This is a genomic window from Bacillus sp. FSL K6-2944, from assembly GCF_038005385.1.
GTDB classification, from domain to species: Bacteria; Bacillota; Bacilli; order Bacillales; family Bacillaceae_G; genus Bacillus_A; species Bacillus_A cereus.
On sequence record NZ_JBBOTE010000001.1, the window covers coordinates 1 to 24,350 of the forward strand.

The following is a 24,350-nucleotide window of genomic DNA, read 5'->3' on the forward strand; positions in this document are numbered from 1 at the left end:
TCATTCAAACTTCAAAATGCTGAATTAGGTCAAAATGCTAGTGAAGCGGATAAGTTGGAATTGGCGCAGAAACAACTACGTCAGCAAATGGAAATGACTGATAGGGTCGTCCACAACCTAGAACAACAATTAAGTGCCGCAAAGCGTGTGTATGGTGAGAACTCTACTGAAGTGCAGCAACTTGAAACTAAATTAAACCAAGCAAAAACGACAGTAAAGCAATTCGAAAACTCCTTGCAGAGTGTCGGGCGAAGCGGCTCACAAGCTGCGGATGGTATGGCGGAAATCAATAAGAAACTTGACATGAACAATGTAATGGAAGCCGCTGAAGTCCTACAAGGAATATCTGAAAAGTTAATTGAAATGGGAAAGTCGATTGTAAATACAGCAATAGAGTTTGATGGATCGCAGAGGAAAATTCAAGCTTCATTAGGGTTGACTGGAAAAGGTGCTGAAAATCTGCAAAAGATTGCTGTTGATACTTGGAAAAAAGGTTTTGGTGAAAATCTTGAAGAGGTAGACAATGCACTGATAAAAGTCTATCAAAACATGAGAGATGTTCCATATGATGAGCTCCAAATGGCATCGGAGGATGTTTTAACATTAGCTAAAGTTTACGATGTTGATTTAAACGAAGCGACTCGTGGTGCAGGGCAGTTGATGAGTCAATTTGGTTTATCTACACAAGAAACATTTGATTTACTTGCCGCCGGTGCTCAAGAAGGTTTAAATTATTCGGATGAGTTATTTGATAACCTCTCTGAATATGCGCCTTTATTCAAACAAGGTGGTTTTAGTGCGCAAGAAATGTTTACGATTTTAGCAAATGGAACAAAAAGCGGTTCGTATAACTTAGACTATATCAATGACCTGGTGAAGGAATTTGGTATACGTGTACAAGATGGTTCGAAAGGTGTATCAGAAGGATTTGGCGATTTATCTGAAGGGACACAAAAAGTGTGGAAATCATTTAATGAAGGTAAGGGAACGGCAGCTGATGTATTCAATGCTGTATTAGGTGATTTACGTAAAATGGATGATAAAGTAAAGGCAAACCAGATTGGTGTCGCTTTATTTGGTACCAAATGGGAAGACATGGGCGCTGAAGCTGTACTTAGTCTAAATAATGTACATGGTGGTCTTGGTGATGTAACTGGACGTATGGATGAAATGAAGAAACTTCAGGAAGAATCTTTGGGGCAGCAATTTCAAAAAGCATTAAGAGAAACGCAGGCTGCGTTAGAACCACTTGGAAAGAAATTTGCAGAATTAGCTAAAGATATTTTACCCCCAATTGTCGATGGAGTTAAAGCTGTAATGGATTGGTTTAGTAAATTGTCTGAAGCCGATCAAACGCTTTTAATCGTGATGGGTGCATTGAGTGCTGCGTTTATTATTCTAATTCCAATTGTAGCTGCTCTCGCCGTTTCATTTGGTGCGTTGAATCTGGCGTTTTTACCTGTGATAGCTACCATTGCAGCAGTTTCCTTGGTGATAACTGGTATTATCATGTTAATAAGAAACTGGGGTGCCATAACTGACTGGCTTTCTGAAAAATGGTCACAATTTAAAGAGTGGTTTGGCGAATTGTGGGCAGGTATAGTTCAGGCATGTAGCGATGGATGGTCTGCCACAGTTGAATATTTTTCGGAAGCGTGGTCTTCATTTATTGAGATGATGCATGAATTTTTTGATCCGATAGGTCAGTTTTTTAGCGATTTATGGTCGGGAATTGTCGAAACAGTATCTTCCTGGTGGTCGAATCTTGTTACGACTGCATCTGAATTGTGGAGTCAACTGACTCAAGCCTGGCAAGAAACTTGGAATACGATACTTACCGTCTTAGATCCAATTATTTCGGCGATATCTGTCGTTTTAGAAGCAGGTTGGTTATTAATACAGGCAGGTACACAAATTGCCTGGGCTTTAATAAGTAAGTATATTATTGATCCGATTATTGAAGCGTACAACTGGTGTAAAAATCAGCTTGGTGATCTCGTTTTCTGGTTAAATTCACAGTGGGAAACAGCGAAATCTTATACATTTGCAGCTTGGAATTTGGTAAAACAGTATGTTATCCAACCAGTTCAGGAATTGTGGAATACAACGAAACAAAAACTGTCAGATTTAGCAAATTGGATATTAATAAACTGGGATACTATAAAATCCTATACGCTAACAGCTTGGAATTTGATAAAAAAATACGTGATTGATCCAGTAACAGAGGCTTACAATTCAGCTAAGCAAAAATTTACTGACTTATATAATTCAGCACAAGAAAAATTTGATTCTGTAAAGAATGCAGCGCAAGAAAAATTTGATGCAGCAAAGAGATTTATCGTTGATCCGATAAAAGATGCGGTAGATAAAGTAAAGGGATTCATTGATAAAATCAAAGGGTTTTTCAGTGATTTGAAATTAAAGATTCCGAAACCGGAAATGCCTAAAATGCCACACTTCAGTCTGCAGACTAGTACGAAAAATATTTTGGGTAAAGACATTACTTTCCCATCTGGGATCGATGTGCAATGGCGTGCAAAAGGCGGTATCTTTACTAGACCTACAATTTTCGGTATGAGTAATGGTCAGTTGCAAGGTGCAGGGGAAGCGGGGCGAGAAGCAGTTTTACCGTTGAATAAAAAGACATTAGGTGAGATTGGTGAAGGGATTGCAGCAACGATGTCTACTGAACCAACTGTAATTCATATTTATAATCCGTCGGTGAGGGATGATCGTGATATCGACCGCATGGTCGGAAAAATAGATGATGCACTTGCTCAAAAAGGGCGTAATTCAAAAATAGGAATAGGGAGGACTTAAATTGCTAGACATAGGTATCGATAATCAGTTAGCAAGTGACTACGGAATATGTATGGTAGAACGCCCTGTTATTCCTACAGCAGAACAAGAAGTAGAACATATTGAAGTGTCTGGTAGACATGGTTCACTTACAAAAAAAGGGGCGTTTAAAGACGTTCCTTTAAAAATAAAGTTCAATATGCTTGAAGAAGAGAATATTAAGCCGTTAGTGCGACGTATGAAGTCGTGGTTGATGAATGGAAAAACATTATACTTTACTGATGATGATGTGTATCGAAAAATTAAACATGTTGTAGTAGGTGATATTGTAAATGAAATTGAAGGACACGGTGAATTTGAAGTGGATTTTAAGCTAGATCCCTTTGAATATACAGAGGATGTAAATCTAAAGCTCACCAAACCTGATGTAATTTATAATCCAGGTACAATTGAATCTGATCCTAAGTTTTGGATTGTGGGAAATGGTACTGTCCGTATAACGATCAATGACGTCTCTTTTCAAATAAAAGATGTGAATGGTTCTGTTATCATAGACTCAGAAATACTTGAAGCATATACCGATACCATATCAATGAATCATAAAATGGTTGGGCAGTTCCCTATATTTAACGTAGGAGAAAATACAATAGAGTGGTCAGGAGCCATTCAATTTATGGAAATCAGGCCAAGGTGGAGATACAAATGATTACTTTATATAAACCAAATGAGACTGATTTTACACACAATGGTATAGGAGCTTTAGATAAAAATATTTATAGCGCAGCTGTTGAGGAAGAACTCAACGGTTTATTTGCATTTACGTTTCGTTATCCGTTGTTTGCTCCACACGGCATAGAAATAGATGGTATGAGCATCATCAAGGCACCCACTCCTGATGGAGAACAGCTATTTCGAGTTGTTACTCCTAAAGTCAGTATGGGTGAGATGACAGCACAATGTTATCACATCTTTTACGATTTAACAGAAAATCTGATTGAAGATATTTTTGTTGAATCAACAAATGGCAATGGAGCTATGAATCGAATGTCAACAGGCTGCCAATATAAGCATCCTTTTACTTTTTATTCGGATATTCCTACTATTGCAAGTGCACGCATGGTCCGTAAAAATCCTGTGGAAGCATTACTGGATTCTAGTCAAGACAATTCATTTGTAAATCGTTGGGGTGGCGAATTAAAACGAGATAATTTTGATGTGAAGATGCTACAAAATCGTGGTATGGATCGTGGGGTAGTGATTCGTCATAAGAAAGATTTAGTAGGATATGAAGGGAATGTGGATTGGAAAAGTCCTATAACTAGAATCATGCCACAAGGTTTTGATGGGTTATTTCTTCCTGAAAAATATGTGGATAGCCCACTTATAAATAAGTATCCTCACCCTAAAATTAGAGTGGTTGAGTTTAAACATATTAAAGCGGCTATTGGTGAAAATGCTGATGATGAAGATGCAGTTCCGTTAGAAGAAGCATATAGATTATTACGCCAGGCAGCTAAGGATATGTTTGCTATTCAAAAGGTTGATCAGCCTAAAGCAAATTATAATGTTAAGTTTCAGGAGTTATCACAAACGGAAGAGTATAAGGATTATAAGCATTTACAAAGTGTTTATATGGCAGATACGGTTACGGTTGAGCATCAAGAAGATGGTATTGATATAAAGGCGAAGGTAATTGCTTATAAATATGATCCAATAAAAAAAGAGTATCTGGATATAACCATTGGTAACTTCAAAGAATCCTTTACGGACGTTTCCGGTAGGGTTGACCTGGTACAAGAAGAGTTATCCAATATGCCAAGCTCTATTTTGGATGCAGCAAAAGCAAATGCTACAAGCCTTATTAATTCAGGATTCGGAGGACATGTACGTATTTATCCAGATCGTATTTTAATTATGGACACGAAAGATGAAAAGAGTGCGAAAAAGGTTTGGCAATGGAACTTGAATGGATTAGGGTATTCTTCCACAGGTGTGAATGGACCATACGGAACTGCCATTACAAGTGATGGAAGAATTGTTGCTGATTTTATTACTGCAGGTACATTAAGCGGGAACGTTGTTCGAGGGGGAGAAATAACAGGTTCAACATTACGAACTTCAGATAGTGTGAACTATGTAAATATTTCAAAGCAATTTATACGCTTGTATGAGTCATCTAAAACAAGGGTGTTTGTAGGGTATTACAAAAATAGTAGAAATGAAATACAGCCTACTCTTATTTTAGGTGGAGATTCAGATTCCACAGGAGCAAATGGTGCTATTATGGTGTACCAATTCTCAGATACAAGTGTTAAGTCTGGTGGAATTGGTATTACAAAAGGACTCGATGGTAATGGATACTTGAATGCAGCTTCTTTATACTTTTCGCAAACAGGGAATGCAATGCTTGATGCTGATAAAATGATTGTCCTAAATGCCGAAAGTGAAATGAGATTTAAGGTTAAAGATCAGTTCCGCTTTTATCGTAATGACAATTGGATTGCAAGTATTGGAGTTGCATCTGGAGGGGATACGGATATTATGCTCCCAAATGCGATCATACGAAATTCGAGTTGGGACAATGGGTATATCCAAGTGAAAACCGCTCTTGGGACATATTATCAAGGAGTAATTGCTTCAGACTTCAAAGTTTCTTCAAAAGAAACCTATAAAACCAATATCCGTCCTGTTGCATTCAGCGCACTTGAAAAGGTAATGGAATGGGAAATTAAACAATACAATTTGAAAACCGACATTCCAAAACTGTATGAGATGCGTATGAATCGTAAGGAAGGAGAGCCGACAATTACTACAGATGCAATCCCTACACATTATGGTTTAGTTATTCCAAAAGAAGCAAAAGAAAATGGTGTAGGTCTATACGGGATGCTTTCACAATTGACGAGCGCATTTCAAGAGTATGTGATGAAAACGGATGCCAGATTGGAAGAATTAGAGCCGTTAAAACCTAAAGGAAACATAAAGAATAGGAACAGAGTAAAACGTCAGAGAAGACCACTTAGACACGTAAAAAGGAGTAGCTAGAAAGAGGTGTAGTTATGCGAAATGAGGAAATTATGATAGATTTAGCAGATCCTGTGTTTACAAAAACAATTCGTTCTCGGCAGAATGACAAGAATGGATTGAAGCTTACGGTGTATGTAAGAGAAAAAGGGGAGAAGGTGGATTTAACAGGATATGTGGTTAAATATGAAGCGACAAATCATACAGGAGTATTCATTCGAGATGATGCTCAAATAGTTGATGCAAAGAATGGTGTGTTTTCATATACGTTTACATCTCAAGCTGTTTCTACATCAGATGATTGGACAGCTTATTTTGTGATGGAAAAAAATACAGAACGAATGAGTACACCAGACATTCGTATTGCATTAAGACGTGATGTGAAAGAAGGAAATATTAAAATAGAAAATTATATTTCTGATTTTGAGACTCTTAAGAAAACGATAGATGCTTTACAGCTAGCGGTTGATAAAATGGACGTCGTAAAGCGGTCAGGCGGGATGATGACAGGGTATCTAACAATGAGACCGACACTTGGCTCGAATATCGGAGTTGGATTTAATAGTGAGGATAAGGTATTAGATACTGGTCTTGTAGGGGTTGCGGATGGTCAATTATATTTAAAAGACTGGAAAAATAATAAAGTATTGTTTGAAAAATCGCCTACTGGAACATTCAATGTTTTTGCTGATAATCTTCTAAAAAAGGCTGGCGACATTATAAATGGATTACTTGAATTTAAGAGCGATAATGCAATTGTTTTGGGAAGTCGTTCTTTCAAGTCAGTTATTCATAAAGGGGCGCAAGGAGAACTGATCTTTGCACCTTCCACTCAAGAACAAGGTGATTCTTGGGATTGGTCTAAAAGGGTAGAATTCCGAACAAATGGAACAATTAGACAAGCGTATGATACAGGATGGATTAACCTTCCTACAACTGGGGTAGAGAATGTTCCTGATAGAATTTTAAAGTACAAGAGAAGTGGGGATCAGGTTACTGTAATCGGTTCTATTCGAAACCCAGTAAACACCACGATTTTTGCGACGCTTCCAACTGCGTTTAGACCTGTACAAAATATTGCTTTTCCGGCACTGGCATATGGTGCTGTACCAACAGTTTGTGAGGTCACAGTGAAAAGTGATGGTGGAATTTTCGTGAATGGTGTTCAGAGTGGGAATACCATTCATATTGCGCTGACTTTTACGTTATAAACGAAGTTTGTTAACAAGAGGGACAACACTGTCTCTCTTTTTTTATAGATGAGGAGCTGAAAAACATGAGTATTGAAATTGGCGTACTGATTGGAGCATTATCACTCGTCATCAGCTATTTTGGTTATGCACTGAATAAGTCCAAGTCCATAAAAGCGGATGGGCAACAAAGTGCAGAAGTAAAGGCAGAACTTGGATATATCCGAAAAGGTGTGGATGATATTCGGATTGACTTAAAAGCGAGTGAAAAACAAATGGTAGCACTCGGGGAACGCGTCACAAGGGTGGAGGAAAGTGCCAAACAAGCGCATAAGAGACTCGATACAATCGAAAAGGAGAGTAATTAGACATGAATTTATCAAAAGAAAATATAAAAAAACGATTCCGCAACTGGAAAACATGGGTCGCGTTTTTTTCCTTGCTTGGCTTTTTATGTACGAAATTTGGTTTATCAGAGGCGAAAACGTTCTTAGATGAATTGGCGCCTTATTTGTTAACGGTGGGGATTGCACTCGGGATTTGGTCAGATCATGAAGGAAATGATAAGGGAGATATGGAGTAATGGAAATCAGAAAAAAATTAGTTGATCCAAGTAAATATGATACGAAGTGTCCGTATACAATGCCTCCAGAGTTTATCACCATTCATAACACGTATAATGATGCAACGGCAGAAAACGAAATTGCTTATATGATACGAAATAATAATGAAGTGTCATTTCACATTGTGGTAGATGATAAAGAAGCTGTACAAGGTCTTCCGTTAGAGCGCAATGCATGGGCTTGTGGAGATGGGAATGGTTCAGGTAATCGGAAGTCTATTAGCGTGGAAATTTGTTATTCTTTAAGCGGTGGGGATAGATATAATAAAGCGGAAAATAATGCAGCGGTAGTTGTTGCCGGGCTCATGAAACAATACAATATTCCCATTAGCAAAGTACGCACACACCAATCGTGGAGTGGAAAGTACTGCCCACATCGTATGTTAGATGAAGGACGTTGGAATTCCTTTATAGAAAGGGTACAAAACGCCTATAACGGTGCAGGTGCATCCACACAATCATTAAATGGGGTAGGCGTTGTTACGATTACAGCGGATATATTACGCGTTCGTACAAGCCCAGGAACGAATTCTCGTATTGTGAAGAATGTGTACCGAGGAGAAAGATATCAATCTTGGGGGATTCAAAATGGTTGGTACAACGTTGGTGGAAATCAATGGGTGTCTGGAGATTATGTAAGATTTGAAAGGTAGATGCGCACATACTATAAATCTCAAGCAAAACCCATGAAATTTGTCGAGTAGCTCAACAAAGAAGTAAACGTTGCCATGTGCCATAAAAATCCAATCTTTTAATTTGAAAAACTGGACTTTTTATGTTTATAGTGCAAAATAACTCCTAAAAATAGTGAATTGCATCATAAGGGGCATTGTAGATGAACTGTTTTTAATCAATACAGAAATAATATTTTTTTCTTAAAATTCATATTATTAATAACCTTAAAAAATTAAATATTCCATTGTTTAAAAAAATGTATTATACTTTGAATTGCTGAGGGATATAAATCAGTGTTTTCTGGTAACTATTCAATTTGTTAAGGTGTTATTAATATTATGGTAATGAAAAATGTATACTTCCCCTTGAAGCTAAAACAATAACGGCAATCATATCGGAAAATCATAATAATAATTATTTTCTTAACAATATCACAGAGTTATAAAACAGAAAATTCAAACCCTTAAGTAATATTAAAGTGCTAAATAGAAATATTTAGACGAGAAGAGGAAGATAAATAAATGGAACAGAAAAAAAATTTAGATATTAAATTAACAGAATCAGGAAAAATTAATTATGCTCATGTACCTGATAGCCCTGGATGTGCTGGAGGATGCGTTGGAACAACATCTTGTACAGGTGTAGATCCTACAAAACCTGGTGTATGGCAAAGATGTTCTGGTAAATAATCAAAAAATCCATAAGTGGTTTTTAATTCAAGGGGAAATATTTTATTTAACAGGATAGTAAAAGAGAGTATCTCTTTTACTATCCAAATTGTATTTCTATGAAATTAGTTTAATAAGGAAATAGGAAGGGTAATGCTGGATGGAGAATGAACTACTTAATTATAAACCTATAATAGATGGTTATTCCTTTGTAAAAGAAAGTGATGGAGAGTTAATTTTTTTTAATAGAGATACATATATAACTTGTAATGGTGATTCCGTTGAAGACATACTTGCATTAATTCCATTATTTACAGGAAATTTAAGTACAGAACAATTAGCGGAAAAAGTAGAATTACCTGTAGAATATGTTTGTGACATAATCCAATTATTGGATAATAAAAACATTATAAAAAATTACGATATGAACGAAAAATGTATATTTACAAGTAAAGAATTGCAACGACATGAAAGATTTATCTCAAATTTAACAGGTTCTTTATCTAGCTCTTTTAGAGACATTGAAACTATGTATTCCCAAAAGATAGTTTTGATGGGAAATGAAGAATTACAGGGGAATTTAAAGAGAGCCTTTGGTACTAAATTTTCATTTCTAGAAATGAATCAAATTCAAAATGCGAACCTCATAATAGCAGTTGATTTCTTGGAAAATGAAAGTCTATATAACGAGGCTAATGAATTAGCGAAGAGTTTTAATATTCCTTTTTTAAGAGCTCTGTTGCAAGAGGAGCAATTTAATATTGGGCCAATATTTATTCCTAATGAAACTAGTTGTTATAATTGTTTTATAAGTAGGAAGATTACCAATTGCGAAAATTCCTATTTGAGCTATAAGTTCTTGAAGAAATATAATAGTGAATGGAATGAGGAACATATTAGTGTTCTGCCTGGGACAATAGAGATGTTTAGTTTTCATATATTAAGCTTTGTTATGAAATATTTCTCTAATTGTTTGACTTCTGAAATAATTGGGAAAGAATTTACTTACAATATACTTACTTTAAGTTCAAATTTGAATCCTGTATTAAAGGTTCCAGGGTGTTCTAAATGTACGAGTGCAAAAAAGAATCTCAAGAAAGATTTTGTATTGAACAGTTAGGAGTAGAAAAAATATGGGGATACAAAATGCTTTAGAATATATCATAAATAAGAATACTGGAATTATACATCATGTAAAGAATGAGATAGAGTTCAAACTTCCTTTCCCAATGCATATGTATTTTACATTTAGAAATGAATTGGTTGATGTTAATGAGGGTGTTAAAATTCGTGGGAATTACAGTGGGTTAGGATATAGTTATGATTCGGCTGATTCAGCATTAATATCCGCTGTCGGAGAGACTCTTGAGCGTTATTGTTCATGTTATCTTGACAGGGAAACTCTCATAAAGAGTTCATTCAACTCTTTAGTAGAAAAAAACATACCTGTTTTAAATCCATTATCAATTACACAGCCTTTAAATGAGCCATATGAGGGAACAAATCTTACCAATAAAGAAATTGATAGAGATACCGTATTTAATTGGGTTCAAGCAAATGATGAAATTCATAAAAGAAACATAGCAGTTCCTGCCAACACAATATATTTTGATGTTGATGAAGAGGTATTGTTACCACATATAAGGGATTCAATTTCTACTGGCTTAGCTACAGGTTCTACAAGGTTACAAGCGGTTGAAAATGCAGCACTGGAATGTATAGAAAGGGATGCGATTGTGATTACATGGTTGAATCAACTATCGGTTCCATTAATAGATCAACAGACGATTCCAGATGAAAGTGTGCAATATTATTTAAAAATTGCAAATGAAAAAGGTTTCGAAGTTTTCTTTTTTGATATAACCACGGATATAAAAATCCCTACATATCTCGTCTTGGTGAGAAATCTTTATAATAATTATCCCTATATACAAGTAGGTGCAAAAGCACATTATGACCCTCTTACAGCACTGAAAGGCGCTTTAATGGAAACGTTGGCAAGTTTAAATTTACTAGCCAATCCCAATCAGGACATAGCAGAGATTGTAGATATTAAAAATACAAAAAATATAAAAAGTATCAAGGATCATATGCTCTATTACGCATCAGGGAATGATAAAGATGCTTTTGATTTCCTAATTTCTAGTTCTACCAAACCATTTAATAATCATTCTGAAATCAATGATTTTGAAGAACTAAAGGATGAGCTTAAGGATATGGGTTTAAACCTTTATTCATATGATTTAACTACAGAAGATATAAGTTCTTTAGGTTTACATGTGTATAGAGTATTAATGCCAGAATTAGCTTTTTTAGAAATAACTATCCCTATGTTACGTTGTAATAGATTAGTAGATGCCCCGAAAAATATGGGATATACTCCAGCAAAAGCTTTTAATAAAAATCCACACCCATTTCCGTAAAGAATTTATAAAAAGAGGAGTTAAGAGGTATGAATAAATTTGAAGATCATACAGAGAAATATATCTTATCCAGAACCTATGATTGTAATACTAGAATATTTCCAAAGCTATTGCCGAGGCTTTCAAGACACTTAACACCATCTAACTACTTTACAAAAATAACAAAGAAACATTACTGTATTAAAAGCATCCCTCTTAGGCCTGATAAAAATTTGCTTAGACAAGAATTTTATCAAGTCTTGAATGATAGAAAATCTGTAGAAGAATTAGAAATCCGAACTAGGATTAGATTTGAAACGCTTTCGAATTTACTTCATTTTTCATACGGGTATATTAATAAGCCGCATAGTGCGGCTCCATCTGCTGGAGGAAAGTATCCTATAAATATTTATATAGCGGTTTTCAATGTCGAAAATTTAGAACAGGGTATATATTATTATGACAGGGAACAAGACGTGCTAGATATGATAAGAAGAGGAGACTTTAGAGAAAGCATTAATAATTTATACGTGGATAATACCCATATTCATTCATCGTCTTTTATTATGTTCCATGCTGCCAATCTTGATCAAACAAGTAGTAAATACGCAGATAGAGGATATAAGTTAATACATTTAGACATGGGACACCTTTCCCAAAATTTATATTTATTAAGCAGTGCACAACAATTAGGAATTAGAGCAATTTTTGGTTTATATGAAAATAAAGTAAATGATTTTTTAGAACTTGATGGTGAAAATGAATTTGTACTGCTTTCACACGTCTTTGGAGGCATAAAACTATCTACTCCAATTACTATGGATACAAAATTTAGTGATATATATTATGAAAACGAGGAAACAAAAAGTGAAGGATAAAACACTGTTGAAATTCCTTATAAATTTATATAAAACCCAAAAATATAAGCTAATTGTTTTGTTTATATTTTCTGGGTTTCTAGCTGGCTATGAAATAGTTTTTCCTCTTCTCTTAAAGTATATCATTGATAATGTTACAATTAATAATTTGTATGAATTTTCAATATCATATGGATGGATGTTTGTTTCTTTCATAATTTTTCAATTAACAATAAAATATTATACTTTAATTTTAGATAGTCAAATTGTAATTCAAAGTAATTTGGTATTAAGAAAATGTATAAACGAAACATTAAAAAAAGCCAATTATTATAGATTTATTAATCTTGAAAATAAAAATCTGACTCAGATTATTACATATGATGTTCCACAGTGCCAAGGGATTCTTAATTCCATCATATTTGATTTAATCATTCAATCTTTAGTTTTTATAGGAACTTTCTGTATTTTAATGACTCTTAATTTTAAATTAACTTTAATTATATTGGTAATTTTACCAATATATTATGGTGCTTTTTATATATTTAATAGCAAACTGAATGTGATTAATATGCAAATGGTTGATCACCGAGATTATTTATCAAACGTAATAGAAAAAATTCAGAGAAATTTGAAAAGTTACAAAATATATGCAAAAAAAAATGGTTTTGATACACAATATAACGACAGAATTGAAAAGATTTCTCAGACACAATTTAAAAATATAAAATTGGTTACAGTTATGAATATCACAATGACTACACTTTTTTGTTTATTAATTGGTACTGTTGCGATTATTGGATTTTTAGAGGTGAAGAATAACACATTAAGTATTGGTGCTTTGACTGCTTTTTTAATTTATACCATGAATTTTTTTTCACCAATTCAAAAAATCATGTCATTGTTTATTAATTTTAAAATTAGTGTAATCTCTATAAAAAGAGTACATGACTTACTATGTTTGGACTTAGAAAAAAACATACATGTAAAAATGAAAGACATTAACAAAGGAAACCTATCATTTCAAAATGTACAAATAAAGATAGGTGATGAAAATATTGTTAATAATATCAATGGAGAAATTATACGAGGTAAAATCAACTATTTAATGGGCAGAAACGCATCAGGAAAAACAACACTAATTCTATCTTTAATTCAATTTATTCAATCTAAAGGGGTTTACTTAGATAATTACGAGATAACAAAATATGACATCGAAGTATTAAGGAATAATATTACTGTCGCATTTCAAGAACCTGAATTTGTCACAGACACTGTAATCGACCAACTAAAACTAATAGAAGAATATAATCACAACAAACTTATAAAACCTGAGAAAAAAATAATGATTGATAAATATGTGGAATTTCTTTCCGGTCTTTTAGAACCCCAAAAACCTATTTCAGAGTTATCAGGTGGGAAGAAGCAATTATTATCTATTATTAGTAGTTTGAAGAACTATCCTGAAATACTCATTTTAGACGAAGCTTTTTCCAATTTAGATTCTGAAATTAGACACGAAATAAAAATTATATTGAATAGCTTGAAAGAGCATATCACAATTATTATTGTGGATCATTTTGCAAATCCATCATTACAGGATAACGTCATTAGCCTAGAACAAGAAAATTTTGTACAGGGGGAGTTTAAATGAAAAAGCACATAATTCCTGATTTTCCTTCTTTAGTTGGAAAACATTGTTCTTCCACTGCAATTCGAGAGACCACGATGTATTATAAGAATCCCTTAAGTGAAGCTATGATATTTGGGATTGGTAGCGGTTTGTTTTTTAGTTATTTCAGTTTCGCAAACAACTATCCAAGATTATTAATTACTCGAACACCTTATTTTGAAAATAATTTTTTTAATTCAATTAACCATAGGTTTAAGTGGTATAGTGGTGACGTTTTAGATGTAGATAAAATAATTTACTTTCTAGAAAACGATGTACCTGTATTGGTAATTTCGGAAACTGGATATCTAGATTTTTATGGGACTGCAGGTGGAAGAAATGTTGCTGGGCATACGTTTACAATAGTTGGATTTGATACAGAGAAAAAGATTTTTCTTGTATCCGATTATATATCTAATGAATATTTCCCATTAAGCCTGATGGACCTAAAAAAAACTGCTGGACAAGCAAAAGTACCTTATGATAGAAAAAACGTTTGGGCCCCTGTGCATCCTTTTATTATCGAAGATATTCGCGAAGCAATTGTAAAAGGTATACGGAAAAATGCTGAAGATATGCTCCAAGACAAAAATGATACCTATGGTATTTTAAACATCAAAAAATTAGCAGCCGAAATTCCTTATTGGACTGAATTGCCCGAATGGGAGGAATGTTGCGTCCATACTTACTTAATGATTGAAAAAATAGGGAGTGGAGGAAGCGGCTTTAGGAAATTATATTCCGAATTTTTAATAGAAGCATCTGCTTACTTACCCGAAATCGAACAATATTCTTGCATTACAAAAATAGAAGAAATACATAAACTATATAGGTTATTGGGAAGGAAATTCTTTTCTGCTGGACGAAATAAAGATAAAAAAGTTCTAATCGAAGTCCAACAATGCTTAGAAGATATATATATATTAGAAAAGGAATTTTGGGAGATCTTATCCCATATAACTAATACATATAGTGTTGTATCTTTAAATCAATAAATTTTTCGATAAGCTAGTTAATAGATTATTGAATTTAATCTTTTGATAGAGTTAAAAAAATCAACTTTATATTCTAATTTAGAAATTACTAGGTGGTGTCGGTAGTGTTTGAGTACCTTTTAGTTAAAGCTTTATTTACTATTTTCTTAATTAGCCTAATCGTGTTAATCAGTGTAATATGGACTAAAATAGAAAAAATTATGGACGAGACTGTATTTAAAAACGTTTCTGAAAAAACCAGATATGTAGTAACTATGATAATTGTTATGGTAGGAGAATTTGTTCTCATAGTCATTACTTCATTAAATTGGAAAGCTTCAATTATTGACACACTCTTTTTTGGTAGTATTATTTTGTTCTGCTGTATATGGCTAATACCTTATTTTGTTAATCAACAACAAAACGTCGCTAAAGTTATGGATAAGCATTTTAGTGGAGGGGTAGATTTAGGTGAAATTCAAGTTCATCGTGCGAAACTTTCTGCATTTAATTTAGGAAGTATTGTATTTTCTATAGTGGGAATTATTATACCTATTTGTTATTACTTTAGATATTTTTGATAGTCGTAGGACTAGAACCTGCGAGTGAATCGGATATTTGTAATTTTCTAATTTAATCGTTTGTTTTGTAACTACTCTGCCTCCTCATGGAGGCTTTTTTATGTGTGCCAGGCATGGCAACTATCTAGGTGGTGGAAGTCCACTGTGGGGGTACACATCGACCAACCACTAAGGAAGCGCAAGGTACTTACCGTGAGGTAAGGGCTGGAGGAAGCGTGGAATAAAATCTTGGCTCGACGAACAGAAATCTGATATGAAGGCTCTATAAAGGGATGAGGCTCCATAACAAGTTAAAGTCCAAAAGATGTGCGTAACTTTGTAGAGTAAATCAGGCGAGTAAAAGAAGAAAGATAGCTGCCTTACCCTGGGAGATCTTGCGGATGTACTAACAGTACAGTCGAAAATGGTTAACCGCAAGAAGTCAGCCGAAGCCATAGTAGTGGAATAAATTCATGAAGGGCCGAACAGTTTATAGTGTTTCAACGCCATGAATGCGTAAGTGACGTACTCCGAATATGTTAATGATAAAAGTATGAGCGTATCTCAAAGGATAATCAAAATGGAGTTGTCACTTACTACGTGAAGGGAAAGGAGAAACGAGTGTGGAACTCTTAGAAACAATTTTAAGCAATAAAAATATGAATGAAGCCTACTTACGTGTTTATAAAAACAAAGGTGTAAGTGGAGTTGATGGTGTAACAGTCGAAGAACTAAAGCAATATCTGAAAGAGCACAGGGATGAGCTACGTCAGCGCATTAGAACAAGGAAATACCAACCACAAGCTGCCTTACGAGTGGAAATCCCAAAAGAGAATGGCAAGATGCGCAAGCTGGGAATACCAACAGTAGTGGATAGAGTCGTTCAACAAGCCATTCATCAAATACTCAGCCCGATATTTGAGAAGCAGTTCAGTGAATTCAGTTATGGTTTTAGACCAAAAAGAAGTTGCGAGATGGCAATTGTGAAAAGCTTGGAATTTCTAAACGACGGATATGATTGGATAGTAGATATTGATTTGGAGAGATTCTTTGATACAGTTCATCACGATAAATTGATGCGAATTATATCTAACACAATACATGACGGAGACGTGATTTCTCTCATAAGAAAGTATCTAGTCAGTGGAATTATGGTGAATGGAAAATATGAAGAAACACCAGTCGGAACTCCGCAAGGAGGCAATCTCAGCCCTTTACTGAGTAACATTATGCTGAACGAACTGGATAAGGAACTCGAGGGTAGAGGACTTCAATTTGTGAGATACGCTGATGACGCTCTTATCTTTGTGAAGAGTGAGAAGGCAGCGGGCAGAGTGATGAAATCAATCGTGAGATTCATAGAAAAGAAACTAGGCTTGATAGTCAATACAGAAAAGAGTAAAATCTCTCGGCCAAAAGATTTAAAATTTTTAGGGTTTGGATATTATTACACCCCCAAGGATAAGAGATATCAAACGAAACCACATCCAATCTCGGTACAAAAATTTCAAAGAAAACTGCGCCAACTGACAAAACGAAGCTGGAGTGTACCGTTAGACTATCGAATATTGAAACTTAAACAAGTGATATTTGGATGGGTCAATTACTTCAGGAGTACAAATATGAAAGGTGTTATGGAGCGAATAGACCAGAAGCTCCGCTCCAGAATTAGAGTGATTATCTGGAAGCAATGGAAAGTACCAAAGAAACAAATCAAATCGCTTGTTCAACTAGGGATTCCGGAGGAAGAAGCGAAGGGATTAACCTACTGTCGAAAGGGCTTCCGATATATAGGGTTATCGAAAGTTGTTCAAAGAGCCATCTCAAATCAAAGACTAAAGAAGAGGGGAGTCCCTTCTTCTTTAGAACGATATCTAAAAGTTCACACTGTAATATAAACTGAACCGCCGTATACGGAACCGTATGTACGGTGGTGTGAGAGGGGCGAGAATAATTACTTTATTTTCCCTCTACTCGATTGACTAATAGAATATGTATTTTTTTTTTTTTTTGTACTGAAAACACTAGAAATTCTAGTTGTCTATCAAAAGGGACATAAATCTATTTGTGATTTCATTCTGTATCTTAGAAAATCAAATTTTAAAGGGAACATAGCGGAATTAGAAAAACGTTCTAAAAAACTCAAAAAGGTCATTAATCACCTTCTACAAGTGGTTTGGGCCAATTCCATTATAAAAAGTTTATGCAAGCCATCTCATCGTCAAATTAAAGGTCAGTTGGGCCACGAGTGGGGATTATACAATTGGTTTGACAACGACTCCATATCATAAGATTATAGATTCACCTGTGCATTGTACTAATTTGCATAGTTTCTTGAACCACGAATCTGTAAAGGGATTATCGCATTCGCCTGGTGTAAGACTTCTCGTTTATCAACTATTCAGTTTGTAGTCGTTTCATGAAGAAGTAAAAGAACAGATTTTTCAGTGGTTACATACTACCATCGCACTGGAGTGGACATTAATTTACTGCTTCATAAGAGAATGTTCTCTATTTGATGCAAATCTTTTCTCTTAGGGTAGTATTTTCTTTTTTATGTTTTCGAGTTGGAAACATATATTTGGCACGACGTTTGAGCTGATGATGAAGCTGTGTCGATACTAAATTTGTTAAATTTCCATTATACATGTTTCTAAACTATTAATAGGCTTCCGCCAAGCCATTGTCAAAACAGAATTTGTCCATTAAGTTATTTACATTCTCGTTAAAATAATTAAACTAAAATCGACCACATTTAATACAATCCCATCTTATCCGCTTCTTCTTTAGATATTTTGTCATATACACCTGGAATAAGAGAGTGGTCTATTGTACTTGTGAGAGGTATTTTTGAGCCATCAACTTCTAGCCAATTATAAAATATACCACCAGTGTATACAGTTGTCCTACGCTTTTCAAGAATATGTCTCTCCCTAAAGCTATCGATATAGTTATAGACCATCTGTTTAAATGTGCGTGTAAAGTAGCCAATTGGATTTTTCATCAAAGCACCGCTATGCTCGTATTCATGCGTTTTAGAAAACAAGACAGATGAAGCCTTCGCAAGAAGGCTGTCAAAAATATCTGTATCCGCTAGTAAATTGAATTTTTTTGCAGCTTTTCTTGCAATGTTTCTCGCATTACGGAAAGACTCATTGATCACGTTTGAATGAAAAGCATGTCCTAATATCCCGCGCATAGATTGTGGCACACGGTAATCGATGAAATCTACATCATGTGGATAAGATTGTGAAACGTCCTCTTTACGTATATTTTTACTCTTTTGTTTTAAAGAAATAGAGTTTGTTTTATTGGTAGGACACTTTGGTGGACTTTTTATATCTACCTTGTCGGACATTTCTTCTATAATTGGTTGAATGATAATAGCGTTAGAAGTTTGAAGCATATCTTTTTTACGCTTCATAGCTACTTGTGTAATCATTTCTAAATCCACAAGTTTGTTCATTAAACGTTGTACAGTTTTATAGGAAACCTTCAGCATATCAGCGATTGAATTTTTGCATAGGAAACTAACACCTACATATTTACAGCTGTGGCGTTTTAAAATTTCAAGTAATGTAATGAGTTTAGATTGTACATCGGTACGCTTAATAGACAGACGGATAGTGTCTCTGTATGTACGTACAGCTTTATTTAAGTCTTCCACATCTTTGAATGAGGATAAGTTGTGGAAGGATTCTTCATTTGCAATTACATTGATACGCTTTTTCATTATAGGGTCTCCTTTAGTGAAACAAAAAAGCAACGTCACCAATTTGGTAAACGTTGCTAAAGAAACCCTACATGATGTACAATAATTCATGAGAGTATGGCAAGTGTTTACCTGGGTGTTTCAGGTGGATGGTATATAGAGTGTTAGTCGCACTTTATATACACGCTGTACTTTTTGTTGTTAGAATTTTTTAATTCAACTTGTAGAAATGCATTATACATAAGTAAATTTCTTATAGTGGGGTGCCCACAAATTGCCCACATACTAATCATTTTGTAACTTTTTTTATCGGTAACAGTAAAAAATACAAAGTAAATAATCGTTGATTTTCATGTTTTTTTTCAAGTTCTTCGGTTGGTATCTTAAGGCAAAAAAGAAAAAGTATTTCTATAAGCAAATGGATTGATTTTGGTGGTGGTTGAAATGAATCGAAATTGGGAAGAATTTTTAGCACCTTACCACCAAGCGGTGGCAGAGCTAAAAGTGAAACTAAAAGGAATGCGTACTCAATTTGCAATGTTAACAGAGCATTCTCCAATTGAGTTTGTAACAGGAAGGGTAAAGTCGGTTGCAAGTATTATTGATAAAGCGGAGAAGAGAAATGTACCGCTAGACCGATTGAGAGAAGATATGCAGGATATTGCTGGGCTTAGAATGATGTGTCAATTTGTTGATGAGATTAAGCCTGTTGTAGAATATCTTCGAAAACGAAATGACTTTGAAATCGTGGAAGAACGTGATTATGTCACGCAAAAGAAAGATAGCGGTTATCGTTCTTATCATGTTGTCATTAGTTATCCTGTTCAAACGATTCAAGGTGAACAAAAAGTATTGGTAGAAATCCAAATACGCACGCTAGCAATGAACTTTTGGGCAACAATTGAGCATTCTTTAAATTATAAATATAGTGGACGTTTTCCTGAAGATATTAAAATACGATTGCAACGTGCAGCTGAAGCGGCGTTTTTATTAGATGAAGAAATGTCTTCTATTCGTCTTGAAATTCAAGAAGCGCAAAAGGCTTTTTCAAGAAAGCAAGAAACGAAAGATTCCGAATCATAAACTAAAGGGTGTTGGGCGATGAAATTTACAATTATGTCAAAGGGAGATCAATCATCAGATACACTGGCAAGCACGATGAAAGAGTACTTGCTAGATTTTGGATTTATAATGGATGAAAAGGAACCCGATATTGTAATTTCTGTTGGGGGAGATGGAACGCTTTTATATGCGTTTCATCGTTATTATAATCGATTGGATGAAACAGCATTTGTTGGTGTACATACAGGACATCTAGGTTTCTATGCAGATTGGTTACCAACAGAAGTAGAGAAATTAGTAATTGCGATTGCGAAAACACCATTCCAAGTGGTGGAATATCCGCTTTTAGAAGTTATTATTCGCTATGTGAATGGAAGTAAAGAGTCACAGTATTTAGCGATGAATGAGGCGACTGTAAAAAGTGCAGAAGGTACATTAGTAACAGAAGTAGAAATACGCGGAGAATATTTTGAAACATTCCGCGGAGATGGCCTTTGTATCTCTACTCCTTCAGGAAGTACCGCGTATAATAAAGCGCTTGGCGGAGCAATTATTCACCCATCTATTGAAGCGATTCAAATTGCAGAAATGGCGTCCATTAACAATCGTGTATTTCGTACTGTAGGATCGCCACTCGTATTGCCGAAGCATCATACATGTGTGTTAAAGCCAGCTGCAGGAATGAACTTACAAATTACAGTGGATCATTTAACGATGGTTCATCAAGATGTGAAATCAATCCAGTATCGCGTCGCAAACGAGAAAGTACGATTTGTTCGTTTCCGCCCATTCCCGTTCTGGAAACGAGTTCGTGACTCGTTTGTTGCAGATAAATAGAAAGGGTTATATATTTGAACAGATTTACATTGAAATGGGATATAGGGCCGGCTGAAGAGGGAACTTTAGTTAGGGAATTTTTGAAAACGAAAGGTATTTCTAAAGCCGCTTTAACGGATATAAAGTTTCATGGCGGAGCAATTGAAGTAAATGGTCAACATGCGAGTGTTCGTCATCAGTTGCGTGCTGGTGAAGAATTACGTGTCTTTTTTCCAGTGGAGGAAAGAAGTGAAGGGATGATGGCAGAAGATATTCCTTTATGCATTATATATGAAGATGACGCGGTTCTTATCATTAATAAAGAGGCGAATATGTCAACGATTCCGTCTAGAGAACATCCGGCAGGAAGTGTTGCCAATGCGCTGTTATCTCATTATGATAAGCAGCATCTTGCAAGTACAGTGCACATCGTAACACGTTTAGATCGTGATACTTCGGGGCTTATGCTTATTGCAAAAAATCGTTTCGTGCATCATCTTTTATCGAAGCAGCATCAACAAAAAGCTGTGAAACGAACGTATGAAGCAATTGTTCACGGAAAGATTGTAGAACGAGAAGGAATGATTGATGCACCAATTGGTCGAAAATCTGATAGCATTATTGAGCGAATGGTTTGTGAGGATGGACAAAGGGCAGTTACTCATTTTAAAGTAATTGATAGTACATATCATAAGACACATGTAGCGCTTGAGCTTGAGACAGGAAGAACGCATCAAATTCGTGTGCATATGGCTCATATAGGACATCCATTACTTGGTGATAGCTTATATGGAGGGAGAAGGGATGAAATGAAACGGCAAGCACTTCATAGTAAATCTTTGACGTTTTATCATCCTATTTTAGAGAAAGAGATGTCTTTCACTATAAAGCTTCCAAGCGATATGCAAGAAGTGTTGCGGCATACTTAAAAAGGGAACAAAATTCTTATATTATAAAGAATTTTGTTCCCTTTTTTCTTAGCGGAATAATATTAAAATTTGGTTTTCACCCGTACGCTTTATAACGAAAAATCCATTTTCGGCTTTTGTAGCAATGCCATTGTCATTTGGAAGACAAAATCCATGTGCTTCGCAAGTGCCGTCATCACGTACTAACATTTGTCCAATTAATCCGACAGGAAGCCACTCGGCGCGATCTTTTCTGGCTACATATTTGCGAGTTGGATCCCATTCTGTATTTAAAAGAGGTTGTATTTCTTCGGTTTCCGTCCATACATATTGGCGTTTTCCAAAGTTATCTGTTTTATAACGTTTTTCCCAACTTAAAGCCCCGCTATTTCCTATAAGGGCAGGGGTTGCACTAGATATTCCTAAAATGAACGAGTCGTGTGAAGTAGCTATCCGAATTTTTTCTTCGCTACTAAATGTAACGAAATAACCGACATCAATAGGTTTATGATCTTCGGTTTCAAACATTTGTGCAAAATCCGTTCCACTTGCATTGTAAGACGCACCCTCAATGTACATTTCTCCATTATGGGCAAGCCATTTAGCCCCGATATTATGGTCGGTGTCGCTTACACCATTTGCAATAAACCAAGAATAAGCTTCTTCTGCAGTGCCGAAGCGCCCCATAATATGGCTACCTGCAAAATGAGCTGTTGATGTATGATGACCTTCCGCATGAGAAGAGGATCCGTTAGCGATAGTTGCGGTTCCTTCTGCGTGTGCTGCTTCGCCTAAAGCAATCGTCTGTTTACCCTCTGCATGAGAATAAGCTCCGCCTGCTGTCGTTTCACTTCCCTCACTATGCGAACTATGTCCAGTTGCTTTTGAGTTTGATCCCTCTGCATGAGAGAAAGAACCTTTTGCGTGTGTTAATAAGCCTTCCGCATGTGCTGCCATGCCCTCCGCATGAGAGTGAAGCCCTTCCGCATATGCATATCGGCCGCCCCTTTTAACTTTTGTATTTTCAGGTGTAGGTGTCTCAATTATGAGTGGTTTTTCAGTTTGTATATCATTCGATGAAGCCAATGCCTCTTTTATTTTTTTTACTTTGTTTATAATAGCAGCTGGAATTTCTGGTTCCACTTTTTTATTTATTGCTACAGAAATATTTTCTTCCGTCTTTTCTTCTGTTTGATTAGAATGTATTACCTGTTCATCTTGATTTGAGAGCTGTTTATTTTTTTGTTGCATCTTTATTTTTCTGCGATCGATTATGCGGCTCATCACAGCATTTTCTAAAGAGACATATGTTGGTTTTACTTTGCTTTTTTTTGATGACTCTTGTTCTTCCAGTTCTTCTATCGCTGCAGCCCGAATGCTACACCAGTTGTTAATTCCGTACATGGGCAGATATAAAGGGGGAAATTTTCTTTTTTGTTTAGAAGATTTTTTCTTCATTCTGTCACCTCCTGCGACATTATATGTAGTGTAATTAAAAAAAGATGCACTTTATTGCATCTTTTTTTAATTACTTTACCTAGTTTTATATGAGATCTGCCTAAATAATACGGTAATCTTTCGCTAAGTAAGGTAGTTATGAAATTGGACGGAATTTCTCAGCGACAAAAGGTAAAGAAGAAGGAACAGAGATAGTCTCCATTTCAGGATAACGTAATCCGGTTAATTTGCCACCAAATACAGCACCAGTATCAATATTGACTGTCTGATTGACGAATCGAGGTTCTGCTACTGGTGTATGTCCATATACAATCCAAGCTTGCCCCTTGTACTCTTGCGCCCAATCGCGACGGACAGGTGAGCCATCGGCATGCTTTTCTCCTGTAATATCGCCATATAATACAAAGGTTTGTACTTTTTTATCTCGTCTTCCTATGTAATCTTGCCGAATCCCAGCGTGACATACGATTACTCTTTTTTCATCTAGTATGTGGTAGAGCGGTGATTGTTCATAAAGAGTGATAAACTTTTCTTTTATAATGTTTTGCTTATGAGAAGGGAGTGCCTCATATTCAGCAACAGTTGTTTCAAGTCCGTGAGCGACTGTTACATTACGCCCAAGGAAAAATCGATATAGTTTATTACAGTGATTTCCAGGAGCGTAATAAGCTTCTTTTTTATGTATGACAAGTTCCCATACAATTTCAATCATACGTAATGAATGAGGACCACGGTCTGTAATATCGCCAACGAATGCAAGTTTACGTTGGTCAGGGTGAACCGGTAGACCGCTACTCCAGTTATATCCTAGCTTCTCTGTTAAATTTTGAAACTCTTGGAAGCATCCATGAATATCTCCTATAATGTCATATTTCATATTTAAACCTCCATCGTATTTTTCATTAGTATATCTAAAAAAGGATAGAGATAAAAATATAGCGTTTTTGTGTT

The 24,350-nt window shown here is 35.4% G+C and carries 21 protein-coding genes; 18 read left to right on the plus strand and 3 right to left on the minus strand.

The genetic code is table 11. The features are described 5' to 3' along the window. From MHH55_RS00005 to ltrA, 15 genes are all read left to right on the plus strand, one after another. Positions 1–2,820, plus strand: a 2,820-nt coding sequence (locus tag MHH55_RS00005; protein ID WP_340880225.1) for a phage tail tape measure protein, incomplete at its 5' end; no start/stop codon positions are given. 1 nt (position 2,821) lies between these two features. Then, on the plus strand, positions 2,822–3,505 hold the full coding sequence (locus tag MHH55_RS00010; RefSeq protein ID WP_277547725.1) for a phage tail domain-containing protein: 684 nt from the start codon (positions 2,822–2,824) through the stop codon (positions 3,503–3,505). Beyond that, positions 3,502–5,844 carry a phage tail spike protein gene (locus MHH55_RS00015; protein WP_340880227.1) on the plus strand — a complete coding sequence of 781 codons (2,343 nt, stop codon included), beginning with the start codon at positions 3,502–3,504 and terminating at the stop codon, positions 5,842–5,844. Before MHH55_RS00010 ends, MHH55_RS00015 begins: the two co-directional genes overlap by 4 nt. A 14-nt stretch (positions 5,845–5,858) precedes the next feature. After that, the gene (locus tag MHH55_RS00020; protein ID WP_277547723.1) at positions 5,859–7,034 is read left to right on the plus strand and encodes a BppU family phage baseplate upper protein; all 1,176 of its coding nucleotides are present in this window, start codon (positions 5,859–5,861) and stop codon (positions 7,032–7,034) included. A gap of 65 nt (positions 7,035–7,099) precedes the next feature. After that, a complete protein-coding gene (locus MHH55_RS00025) occupies positions 7,100–7,381 on the plus strand; it encodes a hypothetical protein (RefSeq protein WP_277547722.1) in 282 nt (93 codons plus the stop codon). A 2-nt stretch (positions 7,382–7,383) separates the two neighbouring features. After that, positions 7,384–7,596, plus strand: a complete 213-nt coding sequence (locus tag MHH55_RS00030; protein ID WP_208742763.1) for a hypothetical protein — start codon at positions 7,384–7,386, stop codon at positions 7,594–7,596. Beyond that, complete coding sequence (locus MHH55_RS00035; RefSeq protein WP_277547720.1) at positions 7,596–8,288, plus strand: N-acetylmuramoyl-L-alanine amidase; 693 nt, start codon at positions 7,596–7,598, stop codon at positions 8,286–8,288. Before MHH55_RS00030 ends, MHH55_RS00035 begins: the two co-directional genes overlap by 1 nt. A gap of 543 nt (positions 8,289–8,831) precedes the next feature. After that, entirely contained in the window at positions 8,832–8,999 is a 168-nt protein-coding gene (locus MHH55_RS00040) for a hypothetical protein (protein WP_208742761.1), read from the plus strand. 139 nt (positions 9,000–9,138) lie between these two features. After that, a complete protein-coding gene (locus tag MHH55_RS00045; RefSeq protein ID WP_208742760.1) occupies positions 9,139–10,098 on the plus strand; it encodes a hypothetical protein in 960 nt (319 codons plus the stop codon). A 13-nt stretch (positions 10,099–10,111) separates the two neighbouring features. Further along, a complete protein-coding gene (locus tag MHH55_RS00050) occupies positions 10,112–11,401 on the plus strand; it encodes a YcaO-like family protein (protein WP_208742759.1) in 1,290 nt (429 codons plus the stop codon). 29 nt (positions 11,402–11,430) lie between these two features. Further along, positions 11,431–12,258: a SagB/ThcOx family dehydrogenase gene (locus MHH55_RS00055; protein WP_277547718.1), complete on the plus strand. Its 828-nt coding sequence runs from the start codon at positions 11,431–11,433 to the stop codon at positions 12,256–12,258. Continuing rightward, entirely contained in the window at positions 12,248–13,891 is a 1,644-nt protein-coding gene (locus MHH55_RS00060; RefSeq protein WP_340880231.1) for an ABC transporter ATP-binding protein, read from the plus strand. The genes MHH55_RS00055 and MHH55_RS00060 overlap by 11 nt, the downstream gene beginning before the upstream one ends. Next, positions 13,888–14,904: a BtrH N-terminal domain-containing protein gene (locus MHH55_RS00065; RefSeq protein WP_208742757.1), complete on the plus strand. Its 1,017-nt coding sequence runs from the start codon at positions 13,888–13,890 to the stop codon at positions 14,902–14,904. The genes MHH55_RS00060 and MHH55_RS00065 overlap by 4 nt, the downstream gene beginning before the upstream one ends. 104 nt (positions 14,905–15,008) lie before the next feature. Then, complete coding sequence (locus MHH55_RS00070; protein WP_208742756.1) at positions 15,009–15,464, plus strand: hypothetical protein; 456 nt, start codon at positions 15,009–15,011, stop codon at positions 15,462–15,464. A gap of 602 nt (positions 15,465–16,066) precedes the next feature. Continuing rightward, the gene (gene ltrA, locus MHH55_RS00075; RefSeq protein WP_277548318.1) at positions 16,067–17,341 is read left to right on the plus strand and encodes a group II intron reverse transcriptase/maturase; all 1,275 of its coding nucleotides are present in this window, start codon (positions 16,067–16,069) and stop codon (positions 17,339–17,341) included. 857 nt (positions 17,342–18,198) lie between these two features. Here ltrA and MHH55_RS00080 read toward each other — a convergent pair. Further along, on the minus strand, positions 18,199–19,176 hold the full coding sequence (locus tag MHH55_RS00080) for a cytosolic protein (protein WP_340880236.1): 978 nt from the start codon (positions 19,174–19,176) through the stop codon (positions 18,199–18,201). Positions 19,177–19,599: 423 nt separating this feature from the next. Between MHH55_RS00080 and MHH55_RS00085 the strand changes: the two genes are divergently transcribed. Genes MHH55_RS00085 through MHH55_RS00095 form a run of 3 tightly spaced genes read left to right on the plus strand, consistent with a single transcriptional unit; the run spans position 19,600 to position 21,962 of the window. Then, positions 19,600–20,238, plus strand: coding sequence for a GTP pyrophosphokinase (locus MHH55_RS00085; protein WP_001081482.1), 639 nt, complete (start codon positions 19,600–19,602; stop codon positions 20,236–20,238). An 18-nt stretch (positions 20,239–20,256) separates the two neighbouring features. Continuing rightward, on the plus strand, positions 20,257–21,054 hold the full coding sequence (locus MHH55_RS00090; protein WP_000673190.1) for an NAD kinase: 798 nt from the start codon (positions 20,257–20,259) through the stop codon (positions 21,052–21,054). Between the two features lie 14 nt (positions 21,055–21,068). Next, on the plus strand, positions 21,069–21,962 hold the full coding sequence (locus MHH55_RS00095; protein ID WP_001079134.1) for an RluA family pseudouridine synthase: 894 nt from the start codon (positions 21,069–21,071) through the stop codon (positions 21,960–21,962). A gap of 48 nt (positions 21,963–22,010) precedes the next feature. On the opposite strand, the gene MHH55_RS00100 is transcribed toward MHH55_RS00095, so the two are convergent. Both MHH55_RS00100 and prpE read right to left on the minus strand, forming a co-directional pair. Next, the gene (locus MHH55_RS00100) at positions 22,011–23,399 is read right to left on the minus strand and encodes a peptidase G2 autoproteolytic cleavage domain-containing protein (protein WP_000730517.1); all 1,389 of its coding nucleotides are present in this window, start codon (positions 23,397–23,399) and stop codon (positions 22,011–22,013) included. 136 nt (positions 23,400–23,535) lie between these two features. Then, positions 23,536–24,276, minus strand: coding sequence for a bis(5'-nucleosyl)-tetraphosphatase PrpE (prpE, locus tag MHH55_RS00105; protein ID WP_000872698.1), 741 nt, complete (start codon positions 24,274–24,276; stop codon positions 23,536–23,538). Positions 24,277–24,350: the final 74 nt, after the last annotated feature.

Excerpts from the sequence above, each read along its gene's own strand:
- MHH55_RS00035 (WP_277547720.1), top strand. The coding sequence starts at position 7,596 with ATGGAAATCAGAAAAAAATTAGTTGATCCAAGTAAATATGATACGAAG.
- MHH55_RS00040 (WP_208742761.1), top strand. The coding sequence starts at position 8,832 with ATGGAACAGAAAAAAAATTTAGATATTAAATTAACAGAATCAGGAAAA.
- MHH55_RS00025 (WP_277547722.1), top strand. The coding sequence starts at position 7,100 with ATGAGTATTGAAATTGGCGTACTGATTGGAGCATTATCACTCGTCATC.
- MHH55_RS00055 (WP_277547718.1), top strand. The coding sequence starts at position 11,431 with ATGAATAAATTTGAAGATCATACAGAGAAATATATCTTATCCAGAACC.
- MHH55_RS00080 (WP_340880236.1), bottom strand. The coding sequence starts at position 19,176 with ATGAAAAAGCGTATCAATGTAATTGCAAATGAAGAATCCTTCCACAAC.
- MHH55_RS00065 (WP_208742757.1), top strand. The coding sequence starts at position 13,888 with ATGAAAAAGCACATAATTCCTGATTTTCCTTCTTTAGTTGGAAAACAT.
- prpE (WP_000872698.1), bottom strand. The coding sequence starts at position 24,276 with ATGAAATATGACATTATAGGAGATATTCATGGATGCTTCCAAGAGTTT.
- MHH55_RS00050 (WP_208742759.1), top strand. The coding sequence starts at position 10,112 with ATGGGGATACAAAATGCTTTAGAATATATCATAAATAAGAATACTGGA.
- MHH55_RS00090 (WP_000673190.1), top strand. The coding sequence starts at position 20,257 with ATGAAATTTACAATTATGTCAAAGGGAGATCAATCATCAGATACACTG.
- MHH55_RS00085 (WP_001081482.1), top strand. The coding sequence starts at position 19,600 with ATGAATCGAAATTGGGAAGAATTTTTAGCACCTTACCACCAAGCGGTG.
- MHH55_RS00100 (WP_000730517.1), bottom strand. The coding sequence starts at position 23,399 with ATGAAGAAAAAATCTTCTAAACAAAAAAGAAAATTTCCCCCTTTATAT.
- MHH55_RS00015 (WP_340880227.1), top strand. The coding sequence starts at position 3,502 with ATGATTACTTTATATAAACCAAATGAGACTGATTTTACACACAATGGT.
- MHH55_RS00045 (WP_208742760.1), top strand. The coding sequence starts at position 9,139 with ATGGAGAATGAACTACTTAATTATAAACCTATAATAGATGGTTATTCC.
- MHH55_RS00030 (WP_208742763.1), top strand. The coding sequence starts at position 7,384 with ATGAATTTATCAAAAGAAAATATAAAAAAACGATTCCGCAACTGGAAA.
- MHH55_RS00020 (WP_277547723.1), top strand. The coding sequence starts at position 5,859 with ATGCGAAATGAGGAAATTATGATAGATTTAGCAGATCCTGTGTTTACA.